Origin of the sequence: Streptomyces sp. NPDC059224, from assembly GCF_042754285.1 — a bacterium.
Classification (GTDB): domain Bacteria; phylum Actinomycetota; class Actinomycetes; order Streptomycetales; family Streptomycetaceae; genus Streptomyces.
In genome coordinates, this window is the sequence record NZ_JBHZAN010000001.1 from 118,576 (window position 1) to 135,199 (window position 16,624).

16 protein-coding genes and 1 pseudogene are annotated in these 16,624 nt (G+C 66.5%); 10 read left to right on the plus strand and 7 right to left on the minus strand.

The genetic code is table 11. From position 1 onward, the window contains the following. Positions 1-72: 72 nt before the first annotated feature. Positions 73-354, minus strand: a complete 282-nt coding sequence (locus ACFXI4_RS00560; protein ID WP_384986846.1) for a helix-turn-helix domain-containing protein — start codon at positions 352-354, stop codon at positions 73-75. Between the two features lie 465 nt (positions 355-819). Here ACFXI4_RS00560 and ACFXI4_RS00565 point away from each other — a divergent pair, with 465 nt between their 5' ends. The 4 genes from ACFXI4_RS00565 (at position 820) to ACFXI4_RS00580 (ending at position 5,434) form a co-directional block, all read left to right on the plus strand. Further along, positions 820-1,053 (plus strand): helix-turn-helix transcriptional regulator, encoded by a 234-nt coding sequence (locus ACFXI4_RS00565; protein ID WP_384986848.1) that lies wholly within the window; start codon positions 820-822, stop codon positions 1,051-1,053. 561 nt (positions 1,054-1,614) lie between these two features. After that, complete coding sequence (locus ACFXI4_RS00570) at positions 1,615-2,922, plus strand: DUF3631 domain-containing protein (protein WP_384986850.1); 1,308 nt, start codon at positions 1,615-1,617, stop codon at positions 2,920-2,922. A gap of 188 nt (positions 2,923-3,110) precedes the next feature. Then, positions 3,111-3,755, plus strand: a complete 645-nt coding sequence (gene mobC, locus ACFXI4_RS00575) for a plasmid mobilization relaxosome protein MobC (RefSeq protein WP_384986852.1) — start codon at positions 3,111-3,113, stop codon at positions 3,753-3,755. Next, complete coding sequence (locus ACFXI4_RS00580; protein ID WP_384986854.1) at positions 3,755-5,434, plus strand: relaxase/mobilization nuclease domain-containing protein; 1,680 nt, start codon at positions 3,755-3,757, stop codon at positions 5,432-5,434. Before mobC ends, ACFXI4_RS00580 begins: the two co-directional genes overlap by 1 nt. On the opposite strand, the gene ACFXI4_RS00585 is transcribed toward ACFXI4_RS00580, so the two are convergent. The 6 genes from ACFXI4_RS00585 to ACFXI4_RS00610 form a co-directional block, all read right to left on the minus strand. Further along, entirely contained in the window at positions 5,435-5,761 is a 327-nt protein-coding gene (locus tag ACFXI4_RS00585) for a DUF6087 family protein (RefSeq protein WP_384986855.1), read from the minus strand. 34 nt (positions 5,762-5,795) lie between these two features. Further along, positions 5,796-6,983 (minus strand): ATP-grasp peptide maturase system methyltransferase, encoded by a 1,188-nt coding sequence (tgmC, locus tag ACFXI4_RS00590; RefSeq protein ID WP_384986857.1) that lies wholly within the window; start codon positions 6,981-6,983, stop codon positions 5,796-5,798. After that, positions 6,973-7,938, minus strand: coding sequence for an ATP-grasp ribosomal peptide maturase (gene tgmB, locus ACFXI4_RS00595; protein ID WP_384986859.1), 966 nt, complete (start codon positions 7,936-7,938; stop codon positions 6,973-6,975). Before tgmB ends, tgmC begins: the two co-directional genes overlap by 11 nt. Positions 7,939-7,943: 5 nt before the next feature. Beyond that, positions 7,944-8,246: a putative ATP-grasp-modified RiPP gene (tgmA, locus tag ACFXI4_RS00600; RefSeq protein WP_351939155.1), complete on the minus strand. Its 303-nt coding sequence runs from the start codon at positions 8,244-8,246 to the stop codon at positions 7,944-7,946. Positions 8,247-8,363: 117 nt separating this feature from the next. Beyond that, a complete protein-coding gene (locus ACFXI4_RS00605; protein WP_351939153.1) occupies positions 8,364-8,696 on the minus strand; it encodes a hypothetical protein in 333 nt (110 codons plus the stop codon). A 23-nt stretch (positions 8,697-8,719) separates the two neighbouring features. Then, on the minus strand, positions 8,720-9,151 hold the full coding sequence (locus ACFXI4_RS00610) for an ATP-binding protein (protein WP_384987408.1): 432 nt from the start codon (positions 9,149-9,151) through the stop codon (positions 8,720-8,722). A 254-nt stretch (positions 9,152-9,405) separates the two neighbouring features. On the opposite strand from ACFXI4_RS00610, the gene ACFXI4_RS00615 reads away from it, so the two are divergent. The 6 genes and pseudogenes from ACFXI4_RS00615 (at position 9,406) to ACFXI4_RS00640 (ending at position 16,562) form a co-directional block, all read left to right on the plus strand. Continuing rightward, positions 9,406-10,662 carry a helix-turn-helix domain-containing protein gene (locus ACFXI4_RS00615; protein ID WP_384986862.1) on the plus strand — a complete coding sequence of 419 codons (1,257 nt, stop codon included), beginning with the start codon at positions 9,406-9,408 and terminating at the stop codon, positions 10,660-10,662. Next, positions 10,647-11,177 (plus strand): GNAT family N-acetyltransferase, encoded by a 531-nt coding sequence (locus ACFXI4_RS00620; protein ID WP_351939150.1) that lies wholly within the window; start codon positions 10,647-10,649, stop codon positions 11,175-11,177. Before ACFXI4_RS00615 ends, ACFXI4_RS00620 begins: the two co-directional genes overlap by 16 nt. A gap of 44 nt (positions 11,178-11,221) precedes the next feature. Then, positions 11,222-11,365, plus strand: a pseudogene (locus tag ACFXI4_RS00625) (GNAT family N-acetyltransferase); the annotation flags it as partial. A gap of 262 nt (positions 11,366-11,627) precedes the next feature. Next, positions 11,628-15,422, plus strand: a complete 3,795-nt coding sequence (locus ACFXI4_RS00630; RefSeq protein WP_384986864.1) for a hypothetical protein — start codon at positions 11,628-11,630, stop codon at positions 15,420-15,422. A 78-nt stretch (positions 15,423-15,500) separates the two neighbouring features. Next, positions 15,501-16,346: a DUF4365 domain-containing protein gene (locus tag ACFXI4_RS00635; RefSeq protein WP_384986866.1), complete on the plus strand. Its 846-nt coding sequence runs from the start codon at positions 15,501-15,503 to the stop codon at positions 16,344-16,346. Positions 16,347-16,349: 3 nt separating this feature from the next. Next, positions 16,350-16,562, plus strand: coding sequence for a hypothetical protein (locus ACFXI4_RS00640; protein ID WP_384986867.1), 213 nt, complete (start codon positions 16,350-16,352; stop codon positions 16,560-16,562). Positions 16,563-16,624: the final 62 nt, after the last annotated feature.

The following is a 16,624-nucleotide window of genomic DNA, read 5'->3' on the forward strand; positions in this document are numbered from 1 at the left end:
CCGCTTGGCTTCCGCCGCAGCGCGAACGTACGCCGCGTGCCCTATGCGGTCCTCAATCCAGACCCGCGCCAACTAGCACCACCTCCGGTCATCACTGGGCCCTGACGGGAGTGGCAGGAGCAGGGTCGCGGGAGGAACGCCGAGCGCGGTGGCGATGGCGACGAGGTCGTCGATGTCGCAGCGGCGGCGGGCGCGTTCGGTGCGGCCGAGGGCGGTGTTGGCCATCGGGCGGCCCAGTGCGGTGCAGCGGGCGCCGAGCTGGTGCTGGGTCAGCCCGCGCACGAGGCGTAGGTGCTCGATGGCGCGGGCGGCGTGAAGGCCGGCGGGGCCTATTTCGACAGGTCGGTTGGGCATGACAGATAGCTGTAACTTGCAGCCGACCGTTATGGCAAGAGTTAGTTCTCAAACTCTCCAAAAGTCGTTCGGGGGTGAAGTGGTGTTCGTCTCGTCGAATTCCGGTACATCACGAGCCGTTTCAGCGAGGAGGTTGTGCTACCTTCCCTCCGCGCCAAAGAATTGGGCGATTTGAGCACCTATCGGATGAGGTGTCCGGCGGGCTGGCCGCGTCGCTCCTGACTGCTGGACACCGCTTCCGAGCTGCCGAGGTACCGGATTCCGGCACCTCGGCCGGTTGCTTCGCCGCAGAAAATTTCGGCTTCCGCGGGAGCTATTTCGGCAACCGGCGATCCGCCCTTACAGTTTTAGTCTTCCCCGGCGACGCCGAGGGAAGTATCCGGGAGTTTAAGAATTCACTCTGGACGCTTCCCAGGTGGTGTGGCTGTGTCGCCCACGCCTGCCATCAAAAACCCTGATTCCGATATGGAGACCTCATTGCCGAACCACTCCCCGCGCCTTGCCGGTGCCGAGCGTGACCAGCTCGCCACTCCCGCCGACGTGGCCGCGTACCTCGGGGTACCGGTGAAGACCCTCTACCAGTGGAAGTACCGGGGCATCGGCCCCAGCGTCCACAAGGTCGGCCGGCACCTGCGCTACCGCTGGCGGGAGGTGGACACGTGGCTGGATGCCCAGACGTCGTACGACCTCACGGCCTGACCCCGCGTCTGGCGCGGACAACGAAGCGGCCCCCGGCGCGCCAACGCCGAGGGCCGAAGACTTCCCGACTGATCGCCCATCCCTGAACGAACGAGCTGGTGAGGGGCGGGACCTTGCCCGTCCTGCCCCTCACCGGAGAGGAACGCCTATGGAGGACCCTACGTCCCCCAGCTCCACGAACACCTCCCCGCCCGGCTGGCCCACTCCCGCGGTCCCCGGCGAAGGCATCCCCTGGCGCCGCCGGGATCAGGAGGACACACGGTCCCCCACGTCGGGGACCGTCGAACACCCGGCGGAGGCGGAAGCATACGGGGACCGTCCCCAGCCGTCTGTCGATGCGGTTGTTGGGGACCGCCCCGCGACGTGCTTGGGGACCGTCCCCACGACGTGCCCGGTACTCGTTCCCCGCACGTCCCGGTCCCCGTATCGACATCCAGTGCAAACTCACAGGTCAGCGGCGGGAAATCGGGGACCGGTCCCCAAGGGGCTGCAGTTGCACCAGGGGACCGCAATGGGGACCGTGATCACGGTCCCCGCCAGCCGCCAGGGTCTGACAACCCGGTGGCGGGAGCCGCCCAGCAGGAGGGGACCGGTCCCGTCGACGCACAGGGGCCGGATCACGGGACCGGCTCCCGGCCTCCTCGGGGACCGGCAGACCCCGAGGAACAGGGTTCCGGTGAGGGTGCGGAACTGCTGGATGAGTTGCGGGCGGCGATCGGCAAGTACGTCGTGCTGCCCAGTGACGAGGCGCTGACCGCGGTCACCCTGTGGGTGGCGGCCACGCACATCCAGACCGTTCTGCAGCACGCGCCGCGGCTGGCGGTCGTCGGCCCGACGAAGGGATGCGGCAAGTCCCGGGTGCTGGACGTGCTCCACGAAACCGTGCACCAGCCGATCATGACGGTGAACATGTCCACGGCCGTGCTCTTCCGCGTCATCGGCAAGGTCCCGCGCACGATCCTGGTGGACGAAGCCGACACCATCTTCAGCAAGACCGGCGAGAACGAGGAACTGCGCGGCCTGCTGAACGCCGGACACCAGCGCAACCGGCCCGCCTGGCGCATCTCCGGTCCGGAGCACAAGCCGACCCCGTATCCGACCTTCACCATGGCCGCACTGGCCTCGATCGGCGACCTGCCCGACACGATCACGGACCGAGCGGTCGTGCTCCGCATGCAAAAACGCAAGCCAGGCGAGAAGGTGACCCCGTTCCGCTCGCGCTACGCCACACCGGAACTGAACGCACTGCGGGACAAGCTGGCCGCCTGGCTAGGACCGCTACGCGGCACGGCCGGCCGCATGGCGCCGACGATGCCGGTGGAGGACCGGGCAGCGGACACCTGGGAACCGTTGGTCATCATCGCCGACCTGGCCGGCAGCCACTGGCCCGCCAGCGCCCGTGCGGCCTGTGTCGCTATGACCCGGTACGAGGCCGTCCAAGACGAGCAGACCAACCTGAAGACACGGCTGCTGCGCGACATCCACCGCATCTTCGAGACACACGACAACCCCGAGGCCCTGTCCTCCCTGGATCTGGTCACCGCCCTGCTCCAGGACCCCGACGCCCCCTGGGCAGAGCACGGCACCAACGGGCTCAACTCCTACCACCTGGGCAGAATGCTGCGGGACTTCGACATCCGCCCGGCCAACTACCGCTTCGACAAGGGCAGGCAGGCCAAGGGGTACGCCCGTAACCGGTTCCTCGACAGCTGGGCCCGCCACTGCCCCGACCTCATCAAGACGGCGCCCGCCCCCGCGCACGACGCCACGCCCGCGCACCGGGCCCAGGGCAAGCCGCCTGCCGCCCCGACGGGCTCGCTGCCCGTAGGCCCGCCCGGCGGCTCCGCCGGCCCCAAGCGCACCCGCTGACCCGCCTCCCCGGGTCGGTATCACTGCGTCGCATCCGTCCCCGCGCAGGTCGGTGCGGGGACGGATGTCCTCACCGGGACGGACTTCTCCGTACCTGCCCGAGTGTCCGTACCTGTCCTGACCAGGCACGGGACGCATGCGACGCACGTGACACGCCTCCCGCCCCCCTCACCACCGGAGCACCACGCATGCACGAACAGGACCACGAACTCCCCACAGCTCAGCAGCTGCGCACCACCTCAGCCCCAGACAGCGCAGCAAGGTATGCCGCTGGACCGTCCAAGCACGGCCACATCGGCGATGCCTCCGCCCCTGGGGTGGCGGAGGCACTCGGACACCAGGGGGCGCCCGAGCAGGAACAGCACGCCAACACCGCTGTGCCGCTCCCACGCGCTGCCGAAGCCGCAGCCCTGCACCGTGTTGCCCGACGCCGCCAGCCCGACCCAAACGGCCAGCGCAAGCAACGCGTCGACGCTCGCTACAGCGCCGACGAGAAGTCCGAGATCCTCGCCATGGCCCGGTCGCTGAACATCGCCGGCGCCCACTACATCGGCGCCGTCGTCATGGCACACGTCCACGGCGACCTCACCCTGCCCGGCCAGCGCACCGAGCTCGACGACTACATCGACGAACTGACCGCCCTCCGCAGTGAGGTCGCCAAGATCGGACACAACATCAACCAGATCGCCAAGAAGCTCAACTCTGGCGGTCATCCACACCCTGGGGACACCGCCGTCCTGGCCCAGGCCGAGCACACCCTGACCGCCCTCGCGGCCACCGTCCGCGACGTCGCGGCAGCCGCGAACCAGGCCGTCACCAAGAAGGCGGCCTGATGATCGCGAAGATCGGCGGCGGCAAGGACACCGCTGGCCTGATCCGGTACCTGTTCGACACGAAGAAGGCCAAGGACCACACCGACCCCCACCTGGTCGCCTCCTGGGACGGCTTCACCCCCGACCCCGGCCGCGCCGGCGACTTCGACATCACGAAGAGGTTCTTGGTGGCCGACCTCGACCTTCACGTCAAGCAGGCCCGGCGGCTCGGCCGCGCCCCCGAGAAGCACGTGTGGCACTGCTCGATCCGGACCGCCAAGACCGACCGCCACCTCAGCGACGAGGAGTGGGCCGACATCGCCCGCCGCATCGTCGCGACCACTGGCATCGCACCCGACGGTGACCCGGACGGCTGCCGCTGGGTCGCCGTACGCCACGCCCGCGACCACATCCACATCGCCGCCACCAAAGTCCGGGCGGATCTGCGCACCGCGCGCCACTGGAACGACTACCTCACCGCCGACCGCGAACTCGCCGCTATCGAGAAGGAGTACGGCCTATTCCGTGTCGTACGCGGAGACCACACCGCAGCAAAACGGCCCACCCGCGCCGAGCAGGAGAAGGCCCACCGTAACGGCCAGGAGAAGTCCGCCCGCGAACGTCTGCGCGCCATCGTGCGTACCGCCGTGGCGGCTGCCTCCAGCATGGAGGAGTTCATCCACCTGCTAAGCCACCTCGACGGCGTGCTCGCCGAGGTCGTGTACTTCCCCTCCGGCGATGTCCGCGGCTACAAGGTCGCTGCCGAAGACACCACCACCGCCGGCAACAAGCCCGTCTGGTTCTCCGGCTCCGAACTCGCCCCGGACCTCTCCTTCCCCAAGATCCGACAACGACTGGACGCAATCGAGCAGCAGCCCGCCGACCAGCCTGGCCGACGCGGGCCCAACCCCTGGCACCAGGCCACCGCCGCCACCGAACGCATCCCCCACCACCTCGACCAGGCCGACGACCAAGCCTCCCAAGCCCACCTCGCCGCCTTCGGCGAAGCTCTCGACGCCCTGCCCCTTCTCACACCTCCGCCACTTCGGCCCCAACTCCGAGAAGCCGCCTGGGCATTCGAACGTGCCACCCGCTCCCGCATCCAGGCCGAACACCACCACGCTCGCGCCCTGCGGGGAGCCGTACGGGCCATGCTCCGCCACCCCGCCCTCAAAGACAGCACCACCGTGGCGATGTTCCTCGACGCCGCCATCCTCGTCGTCATCGCCGCAGCCCGCTGGCACCAACTCCGCCACCACAACCAGCAGGTCGCCGCAGCCCACCAAACCCTGATTCACCTCCAGGCGGCCTACGACCAAGCCTCGGCCGAGCCCCTGGCCGCCCTCGCAAGCCGTCGGCCGCCTCGGCAGACCGTGGACCGGCACATCCGACAGCTACGCCAGGTCATACCCGATCACGTGGACCAGATCATCGAGGACCCCGCCTTCGACGCCCTTACCACCGCCCTCGCGGAGGCGGAGAAAGCAGGCCACAACGCGTCCGCCGTCCTCACCCAGGCACTCAGCCAGCGCACCCTGGACAACGCCCACAGCCCCGCACGGGCACTGACCTGGCGCATCCGCCGCCTCGCCGACAGACACGTACCAGGCCCACGCGCGCAGGCAGCAGCCCACGCGCACCACACCGCAGCGCCTTCCACTGCTCCACGCCCGGAGCAGTCTCAGACTCGGCGGCGCTGATCACCTCTCTGCCGGGCCCCCACCGTCCGAAGTGGGTGACTGGGGTTTGCGGTGCTTGCCGGTGCCGGAGCCGAGCAGCTTCGGCGCCGGCCCGGTCGGTGTCGGTTCATTGACCTCGGGATGCAGGATGGCCTTGGCCTCGGCCAAGTTGACGGCGAAGCCATACGGCTCCCAGTCGTGGCCGTTCCAGCGCTCGATAACTCTGGGTGCGTCCGGATGCAGATGGGACGCCCTGGGGCCATCGCCGGAGACGACAGGTACGGCGCGGAGCCGGCCGATCTTCGCGTCACGGCGTTCCGCCCAGTCCTTCAGCGGCTCGTCGTCCATCCTGGCGTCCTCCGTCGGGGGGCGGGCAGATGTGTCAGGAGGGTAGCGGCCACTGCGGGCCGCTCGGATTCCCAAGCCAGACGACCTGTCCGTCACAGGAGACAGTCACACCGAACGCGGCGGAGCTCGGTGCGCCATGCTCCTCCCAGGTGGCGACCGCCGACTCAACCGCGTCCCACAGGCGTCGGGGGCCGCCCTGCCGCACCTCCCAGCCGCTGTCGGTAGCGGTGAGCACGGCGAAGGAATCGGTGACGCAGTCCAGTACGAACGTACCGACCGGGCCGCCGTCGACAGCCATGGCGAAGAAGCGGGCGTCCGGTGCAGCGAGCTGTGCCATGAACGCCGGCCCAGAGTCGGTGAGCGCCTCTGGCCCGTGCGTGGCCTTCCGGACCGTACCGTCGCTGGGTCCCGGGACCATGCCCAGGTTCTCCGGTGCCTCCTGCTGGCGGGCGATCATGAAGCTCGGGTCGTCCTCGCTGAACCAGCCGCTCGCGCTGTCTCCGGCGGCGATGAGCTTGACCAGACCGAGTGAGCGCATCCAGCCGCGCAGGGTGGTGAGGATGACGCCGCCGGGGCGCACCTGTTCCAGCCAGGAGGGTGGGATGTTACGGAAGCCGCAGGTAGCGATCAGCCGGTGGTACGGCGCTCCGTCCGGGTGGCCGGCGCGGCCGTCCCCCACCAGCAGGTGCGGGCTGTAGCCGGACTCGGTGAGAGCCTCGCGGGCCCTCCGTGCCACGCCCTCATCCGTCTCGATCGAGGTCACGCTCCCGCTGCCGAGCCGGTGGCACAGCAGGGCCGTCGAGTAGCCGGTGCCCGTGCCGATCTCCAGCACGTTCATGCCGTCGTGCACGTCCAGGTCTTCGAGCATCCGAATTACCAGGCTCGGCAGGGTCGATGACGAGGTCGGTGTCGCGTTGCTGATCGGCTTCGGGTCGGTCCAGTCGATGTCGTGGCCGTCGAACTGGGTCATCCAGGTCTCGTCGGTGTAGACGAGCCGGAGCCACTCATCCTGGCCGACAGTCTCCGGCGTCACGGGCTTCCACGCGGTGAGGCCAGGTGCGTCGCTCTCCCGGTAGAAGCGCGGGAGGAAAACGTGGCGGGGCACCGCTTCGACGGCGGCTCGCCACTGTGGCGACCGCAGCCAGCCGTCTTCCTCCAGCCGGTGGGCGAGCCGAAGCCGCAGATCGGCTGCGGCCGTCTCGATGTCAGGCTCACCGGCCACGGATGCCTCCTTCCAGGAGATCGGCGAGTGCGGCGGTCATGGGCAGACCGGTGGGCGGCTCCATCCACGCCCACTGCCCAGAAGGATTGCACTCGATGAAGATCCACTCGCCGCGGCCGGTCAGAGCGAAGTCGAACGCTCCGAAGACGAGCCCGAAGTGCTTCAGATAGGCGCGCATCGACTGCTCCACTGCGGGCGGGGCCGCAAGCGGCGTGTACGTGTGGGTGCTGTAGTCCGTCCGCCAGTCGAGGAGGCCGGAGTCGATCCGTACCGCGAAGATCTGCTCGCCGATCACCGTGACTCGGACGTCGGCGACCTTGTCCACGCGCTTCTGGAAGAGGTGCATGGTGCCGGTGACGGAGTCGTCGATCTCGTCGGCGCTCACCTCGGTCACGGGGACGGTCTGAGCATGGCCGTCGACGAGGTAGAGCGGAACCGAGATCGGCTTGAAGATGGCCGGGCCGTGCTCCTTGATGAAGGCCCGGGCGTCGTCGGGAACATTGGTGATGACCGTGGGCGGCACCGTGAAGCCTGCCGCCGCCGCTGCCGCGAGCCCGGCGGGCTTGTACTCGGCGTCGCCGATGCGGTTGGGGTGGTTGACATAGAGGCAGCCAGGCAGGGAGGTCAGGATGCCGCCGAGCCCATAGCGGGCCTGGGCCACGGCGAACCGTTCGTCCTGCCTGTCGAGGTGAGGGAAGGCAAAGCCGGAGGGGCGCCGGTAGTACATGGCGCGCACGGTGCCCAGCTCGGCATGTCGGCTCGGGGTCTGCACGCTTCCCCGCCAGCCGTCGGTGTCGCCGCCGATGGCGGCTGAGCACGACAGGGCGGCGGGGAAGTCACCGGAGTCGAACCGCACGACCGGGACACCCCGGTCGTGCAGCTCGACGATCACGAAGTCCGCGGTCGGGTCGTCGAGGTTCGTGACAATCAGGACCGGACGATCGTCGTTCGTCACCGGAGTCACTGGTCGGTGTCGTTGCCCGTGTCGCTGTCCGGGGAGTCGCTGTTGCGGTCCCCCTGGCCGGTGGTGCCGGTCTTGGGGTTCGTACCGGAGGACGTGCCGTGGCCAGGGGCCATGGTGGGCGCCCCGGAAGCGTCGAAGTATCGGGCGGTCTGCGTCTCCGGATCCAACTTCACTGTCGTGTAGTCGGGGCCCTCGACGAGCGGGTACGGGGCGATACGGCGCAGGCCCCACGGGGCGGCGGTCATGTGTCCCTGCGGCAGCGGGCTGCCTGTGGGAAAGCGATCCATGTGGGTGAACACGATCTTCCTTTCGTTGTGGGAAGTGCCTGTGTGGTGACTGCCTTGCCAACCCGTCGGGCGGCTGCGGCCTCGTCCTGCTCGGCGGGAGCGGTGAGCGTCGGTCGGCATCAAGAGGGATCAGACCGGCGCGAGAACTTGTCGACGAAGGCCATCGAGCACACGCCTGAGCAGGGTTACTTCCGGCTCGCTATCTGCGACTGCGACTCGACCTTCCTCGTACCAGCGGCCAAGATGTCGCTGCCATGCGACGTCCGCTCGAACGGCCTCAGCACGGATCTCCCCGAGCGCCAAGTCGGACTCCATGTGCAGCCGGAGGAGATCGGCAGGCGTGATGCGCAGCGGCTCCGCGAACATCGCCGAATTACATTCGTCAGTCGGTATGAGGGGACCGAGGGTGACTTCCACGCAGGCGTCCGGGCTCGGGTCGTCCGCCAGCTCGTCGGCCCGCATCAGGCGTAACGAAATGCGGGGCCTCAGCATGCGCCTGGTGCTTCCGTGGCCGGCGCTTCCAACTCAGCCCATACGACCTTGCCCCAGTGCTTTCGGTCGTAGCCCCATCTCCAGCTGAGGGCCTCTACCAAGGACAGACCGCGCCCACTCTCCGAGTCATCATCGGGGTGGCCCAGCTCGGGAGTGTCCCGGCATCTGTCGGCGACACCGATGCGCACCACCCCCTCTGCCGGACGCGTGACCCGGACCCGGACGACACGGCACCGCGTATGACGGACAGCGTTGTTGACGAGCTCGGCGACGATCTGGACCCCGTTCTCAGCCAACTCACCTATGCCCCAGGTGTTCAGAGCGACCGAGACGAGAAGGCGCGCTCGGCGAGCGGATTCCGGCTCGCACGGCATCGTCTCGGTGTAGCCGGGCGCGCCGGTCGCAGTAGGTCGGGCTGCGGTCATGGTCACGAGAACATCCCTCCGAGGGTGGGATGCCCGCTCCGCCGACGGGGTGACGACGGAGCGAGCTCTCCTCCATGCCGCCGAGAGGAAGGGGGGAATCGGGATCTCCCGGCGGGCGATGACCAGTCAACGACCTGCGGCGGGAGAGGAACAGGAAAGGTCGCTCCCTCGCCGGTCACTCCCAACCGGAAGACTTTACGGTGTCGTGACCTGAGGGCTGGTTCACTCGATGCCGTCGGTCTACCGTCGGTGACATGGCAGCGAACGCCATCCTGAAGAGCCGGATGGACGAACTCGGGCTCACACAGGAGGAATTGGCTGGCCGGATGAACACCGCGCTCGCGGAGATCACCGGCCGACCGGGCGACGTCTCCGCCCGGACGATCCGCAACCTGCTGAACGGAACCTCGCGCCGGCCCATCGGACGCACGTGCGCCGCTCTGGAGCGGGTGTTCGGCTGTCCGGTCGAGGACTTAGGGTTCAGCGCACCACGCATGATGCAACACCCGCAGGAGGAGGACCCCGTGCGGCGTCGCACCTTCATCGCCTCGGCCACCGGGACCGCAGCAGCCGTCATGCCCCTGGCCGCCCAGCGTCGTACGGTCGGCATGGCGGACGTGGCACGTGCCGCCGCCGGAATGAACGCTCTCGTCGAAGCCGACGACCGCCAAGGCGGCCACTCCGAGCTGGAAAAGGCAGCCGCCACAGGCCGCAACGGCGTCCTGGAGTTGCAGCAGCGCAACGCCAGCGAACGCGTCCGCCGCGCCCTGTACGCCTTGGCCGCCGAGTACACCACCATCGCGGCCTGGTCCTGCATCGACGCCCGCAACCTCGACCAGGCGCAGAAGTACCTAAACGAATCCGCGACGTACGCCGGCCTCTCCCAGGACGGCCCCACCGAGATGCGGGTGTGGGTCAACCTCTCCATGCTCGCCTACCAGCGGCACAACTGGCCCGAAGCGCTCGCGGCAGCACAAGCGGCACAAGCTTCCTACGCAGCTCGCCGCGACCCGTTCTTCGACTCGCTGGGCCGGGTCCGCGCCGCCCTCGCCTACGCGGCTCTCGGTGACGGACGGGCCGGCCTACGGTCCCTCGGCTCCGCCCAGAACACCTTCACCAAGGCGGAAGAGCGCGAACGTCCGCGCTGGACGGCCTTCTACGGCCAGGCCGAACTCGACCACCTCGCCGCCATCGTGCAGTTCAACAGCGGACGCCCCGCCCACGCCGAGGCCATGGCCCACCGCGCCCTGGCCAAAATCCCGGGTCCCTTCCGGCGCAACAGGGCACTCGCAACCGCCCAACTCGCACTCGCCCAGCTCCACCAGGACGACGCCGAGCAGGCCACGGCCACCGCCGCCGAAGTCTTCACGATCATGGACGGCGACCCCCTGCCCGGTCGCATGCGCACCCTCATCGGCGACTTCCACCGGGGCCTGTTCGTGCGGGCCTCCTCCGCCTCCTACGCCCGAGACTGGGCAGACCGCATGCGCACCGAATGGAGTCAAGCGTGACCGACCTGCGTCACTTCCAGAGCGGGAACCTCCCCGAAGGCTTCCGTCAGATGCTCATCGACGTACACGCCGACGCCTACGCCGACCAGATGGACGACCCCTTCCACCAGCGCTTCGCCTGGTTCGCCGACCACTGGTCCGGCATGGACGGCTTCTCATGCGTGGTGGCGTACGACGGCGACGAACCGGTTGGCTTCGCGTACGGCGCCCCGCTCACGCCCGGCCGCGAATGGTGGCGCTCCACCGCATACCAGCCAAACAACGGCTACACCTCCACCTACGCCGTGTCCGAAGTCATGGTCCGCCCCCAATGGCGCAAACAGGGAATCTCCGAACGACTCCACGCAGCGCTCCTTAAGGAACGGACAGAAGACCTCGCCGTACTCCTGGTCGACGTAACCCACCCCAAGGTGCAGGCGCTCTACGAGTCGTGGGAGTACGCCAAGGCCGGCGAGCAGCAACCGTTCGCAGACTCACCGGTGTACGCCGTCATGGTCAAGCAGCTCCGAGCTTGACGCAGAAGCCCGGGAGATGCCTTGGGCGAACCCAACTACTGGCGAGTATCACGCTTATGGTCACCCCGGCCGCCGGGGACGGAAACGTCCACGCGCTATACAAGGTGCGGAGCTACGAGGACATTGGACAGAGTCAGCCGTCACCAGCCTCGCCAGTGCTCACCATGATGATCCGCGTCATCAGCTGATCGGAGCCTACGGCGCCCCGCCGTCTTCGAACGGCGCGACCGCTTGAAGGGGACGGCCCTCGACGACAGCCAGTATCGACAGGTGAGTCGAGGCGCTCAAGGTGGCCCGCCCTGTCCACACTCGTCAAACCCCAGATTCCGGCCTCCAGGCCGCCGAATCATGTCGAACCCCGGTCTTCGGGCGAAGCACGACGCGGGCGGTGGCGGCGTCGGCAGAGTCGAATCCGATATGGGTGTCAGTGGGCGGCAGTACCGTCGGGGCATGACTGCATGGCCGCCAATTGATCGTGACGATCTTCGCAGGGCGCGTGGCGACGCGGGCTTCGATACCGTGCTCCCGCTGCTCGTCAGGCGCTTGATAGCCGAGACCGCAAGTGGGTTGGAATCCCTGGACATGCCAGGAGGCTCCGGCACCGCGGTCGGAGGCTTCGACGGCATTGTCAAAGCGTCGGGACCGTCGACGTTCGTGCCGGCGGGAATCTCGGTATGGGAGTTGTCTGTTGGCGGCGGCAACAGCAAGGCTGAGGAAGACTACGAGAAGAGGACGAAGGGGCCGAACGGGCTCGCGACCCAAGACGTCACCTATGTGGAAGTCATCCTCGACACGTGGAGAGACGCTCGAACCTGGGCCGATCGCCACACCGAGAACGGTCGGTGGCGGGAGGTACGTGGGTACAACCTCGACGTGATCGACCTGTGGCTGGAACAAGCACCAGCCACCACGGCATGGCTTGCTGCCCGACTGGGGAAGGCGCAGCCGGGCGTGCGGTCTCTGGAATCATGGTGGACTGACAGTTGGCTCCGATCGACGCGCATCCCACTGGACCGGACGGTGGTGCTGGCAGGAAGAGAGAAGGCAGCCGCCGACTTCAGCGCCCTACTCGCTACCGGGCGGTCGGTGATCACGCTAGGCGGCGATCTGCGCCCCGACGAAGTCTGCGCCTTCGTAGCCGCTGCCCTAGAACAGGAAGGCATCCTGGGGGCCACTCAGGTGGGGGCGCGGGTCCTATTCCTTTCCGACAAGAACGGTATCGAGCAACTGGTCACCCAGCGCCAGCCCTTGATCTTGGTCCTCGCAGACCCGGCGCTTGCACGGGACATTCCACAGCAGCATCCTCACCAACTCGTGTGGGCGGCGATGCCCGGTGCTCCGTGCAACGTGAAGGTGCCCAGGCTCCACAGCCAGGTCATCGAGTCTTTGCTGCTTTCCAACGGCACGCCGAGCGAGCGTGCGGCCCGGCTCGGCGCGCTCGGTCGCCGTAGCCTGCTTGCGTTGCGGCGAGCCCTGGCCCACCACCCGGAGCCATTCACACCGGAACGGGCCTCGACGCTCGATGTGGTCCGCCGACGGCTGCTCCTGCTGAATGCCTGGAACGGGGACAATCGGGAAGACCGCCGTGTGGTTGGACGGTGCTCGGGACTTGAATACGAAGAGTTGCAGGAGCGGGCCCGGGAGCTCGCTGCCGCGTCCGAGATCCCTTTCCTCGGCCACCAGGACGGGATCTGGCACGTGCTTGCTGCCGAGGATGCCTGGACCTTGCTTGGTGCATCCCTCACCAGCGACGATCTCCAATTCTTCCGAACGGCATTCTTGGAGGTACTGACTGAGACGGACCCGACTCTCGACCTAGACCCTGACGAGCGGTGGAGGGCCGGGGTGATGGGCGTGAGACGGTGCTTCTCACACACCCTTCGCACAGGGCTCGCTCAGTCGCTCGCCCTCCTGGGCACCCTTGGCGCGGACCTACGGGGCCCCGAAGGTGTCACGGGGGATCGATGGGCACGGCTGCTGGTTCGTGATCTGTTGAAGCAGGCCAACGCTGATGACACGTATAGCTTGTGGCGTTCCCTGGGCGATGTGCTCACCTTGTTGGCTGAGGCCGCTCCGGAGGAGTTCATAGAGGCGATGTATGAGGGCCTTAGTGGCACCAGGCCTCTGCACGTTGCCATGTTCACCGACAACCAGCCTGACAACTTGGGACTTGGATCCAGCTCTCCTCATACAAAGTTTCTGTGGTCTTTGGAGATCCTGGCATGGTCTCCGGAGCACCTTGATGACGCAGTCGACGTACTGACCGCGCTGGCTGTCGTGGACCCGGGCGGCCGGCTCTCGAATCGTCCCCTCCCGAGTCTGGTGGGGATTCTCAGCGCGTGGGCTCCCAACACGACCGCCCACGCCGAGGACCGCATCAGAGTGATCCGACGCCAGGTGCGGAGGCAGCCGACACTCGGCCGCAAGTTGCTCCTCCAGCTCATTCCTGGCAGCCACGCTATTCAGATGAGCCATCCTGGTCCGCGTTTCCGTGACTGGAAAAGGGACACCGTCGTCACCCCGCATGATCGATGGAGTGTTACCACCGCCGTAGTCGACCTGCTCCTTGACGAACTCGACGCCGCCCCCGAGCTGTATGCCGACCTGATCGATAAAATCGATGTACTCCCTCCCAAACACCGCGCTGAGGTCGCGCGACGGCTGACCGAGCTCGCCGGCGACCTGGAAGATGACGATCAGCGTGCGGCTCTCCACTGCGCACTGCGCGACCAGGTTGCCCGGCACCAGGAGTATGCGGACACCGCGTGGGCCCTTCCCGCGGACGAGCTTCGCCCCCTCCAAGCCGCGTGCGAAACGCTGGAGCCTCGAAATCCGGTAAAGCGATACGCATGGCTGTTCCAATCCGGCTGGATCACGCTTGGCGACATCAGGCGCCGTGACAACTTCGCCGCCTACGACGCGGAACTCCTCGCCCGGCGGGCCGCAGCGGTCGGGGAGACAGTCGCGCACAGAGGGCTGGCGGCTCTCGTCGAGCTGGCTTCCGCAACCGAGTACGCCGACCTGGTGGGCATCGCTCTGGCAGAGCACTCCGAGGACCATGACCAAGAGCTGCTGTCCTGGGCTGAGGAGGACGCCTCACCAGCCAAGGAGGTAGCGGCTGGGTACCTGCGCCGGCGCATGTGGGCCCAGGGAAATGATCTCCGCGACAGGCTTCTTTCTCTCACAGAGGTTCCACACGTTCAGGCAGTGATCCTGCAGCTCGCCCCAGATCCAGCCGCCGCGTGGTCCAAGCTCACTGAACTCAGTCCGGAAGTAGCAGGACATTATTGGCGTGAGTTCTCCTACTTCGGGCTCGGCCCCGACTTCCCGCGAGCGCTTGATGCGGCCCGATCGCTGTTGGGCGCAGGTCGTCCCGCAGCGGCGCTGGACCTGATCCTCCTATACGACAGGGACAGGGAAGGGGACCGTGCAGAGGCCGCCGAGGTCGTCGTCACCGGGCTTGAAGACCTCATCGCAGGTAGGTTGAGCGATCCTGAGATCGGGCGACTCGGTTCACGTTTCCAGGATCTGTTTGCGCTGCTGGCCCGGCAACACGAGCAGGTCGGGCGTCAACGCATCCTCAGTCTGGAGTGGCAGCTCTTGCCTGCGCTCGGGTTCGACGCGAAGGCTCCAATTCTCCACAAGATGTTGGTTGAGGATCCTGAGGCGTTCGCGGATTTGGTGACGTGGTCCTTCCGTCCCAGCGCCACTTCCGAGGAGGACACGGCAGATGCCGTCGATCAGGAGAACAGACGCAATATCGCGAACCATGCTTACAGAGCCCTGCACACTTTGCGTACATGTCCAGGGCTTACGGCCGACGGGACACTTGACCCGGTTGCACTGCGCACGTGGGTCATGACGGCACGGGCAGAACTGGCTGCTAGGGATCGTGCCAGGGTAGGTGATGTGCAGATCGGTCAGGTACTTGCTTTCGCCCCGCGCGACCAGGACGACTTGCAGATTCCGGAAGCCGTCCGAGACCTACTTGAAGAGATCAATAGCAGCGATCTCGAACGTGGCCTCAGTATTGGTATCTACAACAAACGAGGTGTGACCAGCCGGGGACTCCTGGATGGCGGAGTTCAAGAGTCGGAGCTGGCCCGGTCCTTCCGGGAGCAGGCCGAACGCGCACGCGCGTGGCCTCGAACCAAGAAGTTGCTCAAAGGGCTTGCGGAGTCGTACGAAGCTGACGCCCGGCGGGAGGACCAAGAGGCAGAACGACGGCATCAGGGCCTGGAGTAGGCCCTACCGCATCGCGCAACGCGGCGAGAGTGATCGCGAGCTCAGGCGTCGCGCGGCCTAGCTCATCGAGGAGAAGTAGTGCCTAAACGCCCTCAGCAGCACCAAACTGCAGCAAAGGCAGAGAATTCTGTACGATCCCTCTGGGTGAACGGAGGGCATGCAGTCGACACAATCAGAGAGGATTACGGGGAGGATCTCTTAGTGCAGACGTGCCTTAGAGAACGTGTCGATGCATCGAGAATATGGGTGCAGGTAAAGGGGACGACAAAGGATTGCTCTGATGAACAGTCGGCCCTTCCCGTCCTGTACATCAATGCCGAGCAGGTCTTGCGCTGGTCTCGGAGTAGCGATCTTGTGATCGTTACACTTTGGGACGTGAATAACAATGTGGGGTGGTATACGATTCCTGACGGGAGTTTCGACCACGTAACCCTCTCGAATGCGGGAACTAGTGCGATCCCCATTACGTTCGAAAGATCCCGTCGATTCGACGAATCGGCCGTAGAATACCTTTCTTGGTTTGCTCGCATCGATCACGCCGATCGCAGCGTTGGCTACTCGCTATCAGTCCTTGCCGAAGCGGAAGAAGAAGAGGAAGAAGAAGCTGCGCCCGCCTATGCGAAGCATCATCAGGCCGCTATCGCGTCAGTTGTCCATCAACTCGCCATTGATATCGGCGTCTTCTCGCGCGACGGCGAGATGACTTCTGATTTCAAGTCGGCACTGTCTGAGGGCGTAAAGCAGATTGACGGTGAAACCGGTGAGCAAATTTTGGGCCGGTCAATATTGTGGGCACTTGCGCAAACGGCATACGCTAACTGCGCCAGAAATGGCCTACCCTCAACTCTGCTTGTGGAACTGACAGAAAATATAAAGCATGTCTCTTTCGGTGAAATCTTCCGTCGCGCCAGCGCCATAGAGTGACATGTGTGGGCCAATGACGACCAGGTGATCGCCATGGCGCGGGACATGCTGAAAACCTCCGATCTGCACGAGCACAAGTACTCCATCGACGCTGTCCTGGCAGCCTCGGCCGCACGGGAAGCCGCACAGAACGCCCAGGCAACCGTCTTTACCTCGGACACCAACGATCTACATCAACTCCTCGCAGGTCGCTCCGTTCGAGTCGAGAAGGTCTGAGCGAGGAAGCGCACGCCTCGCTCAGACCGCTCGCCGGGCATTCCCCCGAGCAATCCGGACCT

Bases quoted from the DNA above. Each gene is read 5' to 3' on its own strand.
- ACFXI4_RS00585 (WP_384986855.1), bottom strand. From the start codon at position 5,761: ATGGACGACGAGCCGCTGAAGGACTGGGCGGAACGCCGTGACGCGAAG.
- mobC (WP_384986852.1), top strand. From the start codon at position 3,111: ATGCACGAACAGGACCACGAACTCCCCACAGCTCAGCAGCTGCGCACC.
- ACFXI4_RS00615 (WP_384986862.1), top strand. From the start codon at position 9,406: ATGGCAGCGAACGCCATCCTGAAGAGCCGGATGGACGAACTCGGGCTC.
- ACFXI4_RS00580 (WP_384986854.1), top strand. From the start codon at position 3,755: ATGATCGCGAAGATCGGCGGCGGCAAGGACACCGCTGGCCTGATCCGG.
- ACFXI4_RS00560 (WP_384986846.1), bottom strand. From the start codon at position 354: ATGCCCAACCGACCTGTCGAAATAGGCCCCGCCGGCCTTCACGCCGCC.
- ACFXI4_RS00565 (WP_384986848.1), top strand. From the start codon at position 820: ATGGAGACCTCATTGCCGAACCACTCCCCGCGCCTTGCCGGTGCCGAG.
- ACFXI4_RS00610 (WP_384987408.1), bottom strand. From the start codon at position 9,151: ATGACCGCAGCCCGACCTACTGCGACCGGCGCGCCCGGCTACACCGAG.
- ACFXI4_RS00630 (WP_384986864.1), top strand. From the start codon at position 11,628: ATGACTGCATGGCCGCCAATTGATCGTGACGATCTTCGCAGGGCGCGT.
- ACFXI4_RS00605 (WP_351939153.1), bottom strand. From the start codon at position 8,696: ATGCGGGCCGACGAGCTGGCGGACGACCCGAGCCCGGACGCCTGCGTG.
- ACFXI4_RS00620 (WP_351939150.1), top strand. From the start codon at position 10,647: ATGGAGTCAAGCGTGACCGACCTGCGTCACTTCCAGAGCGGGAACCTC.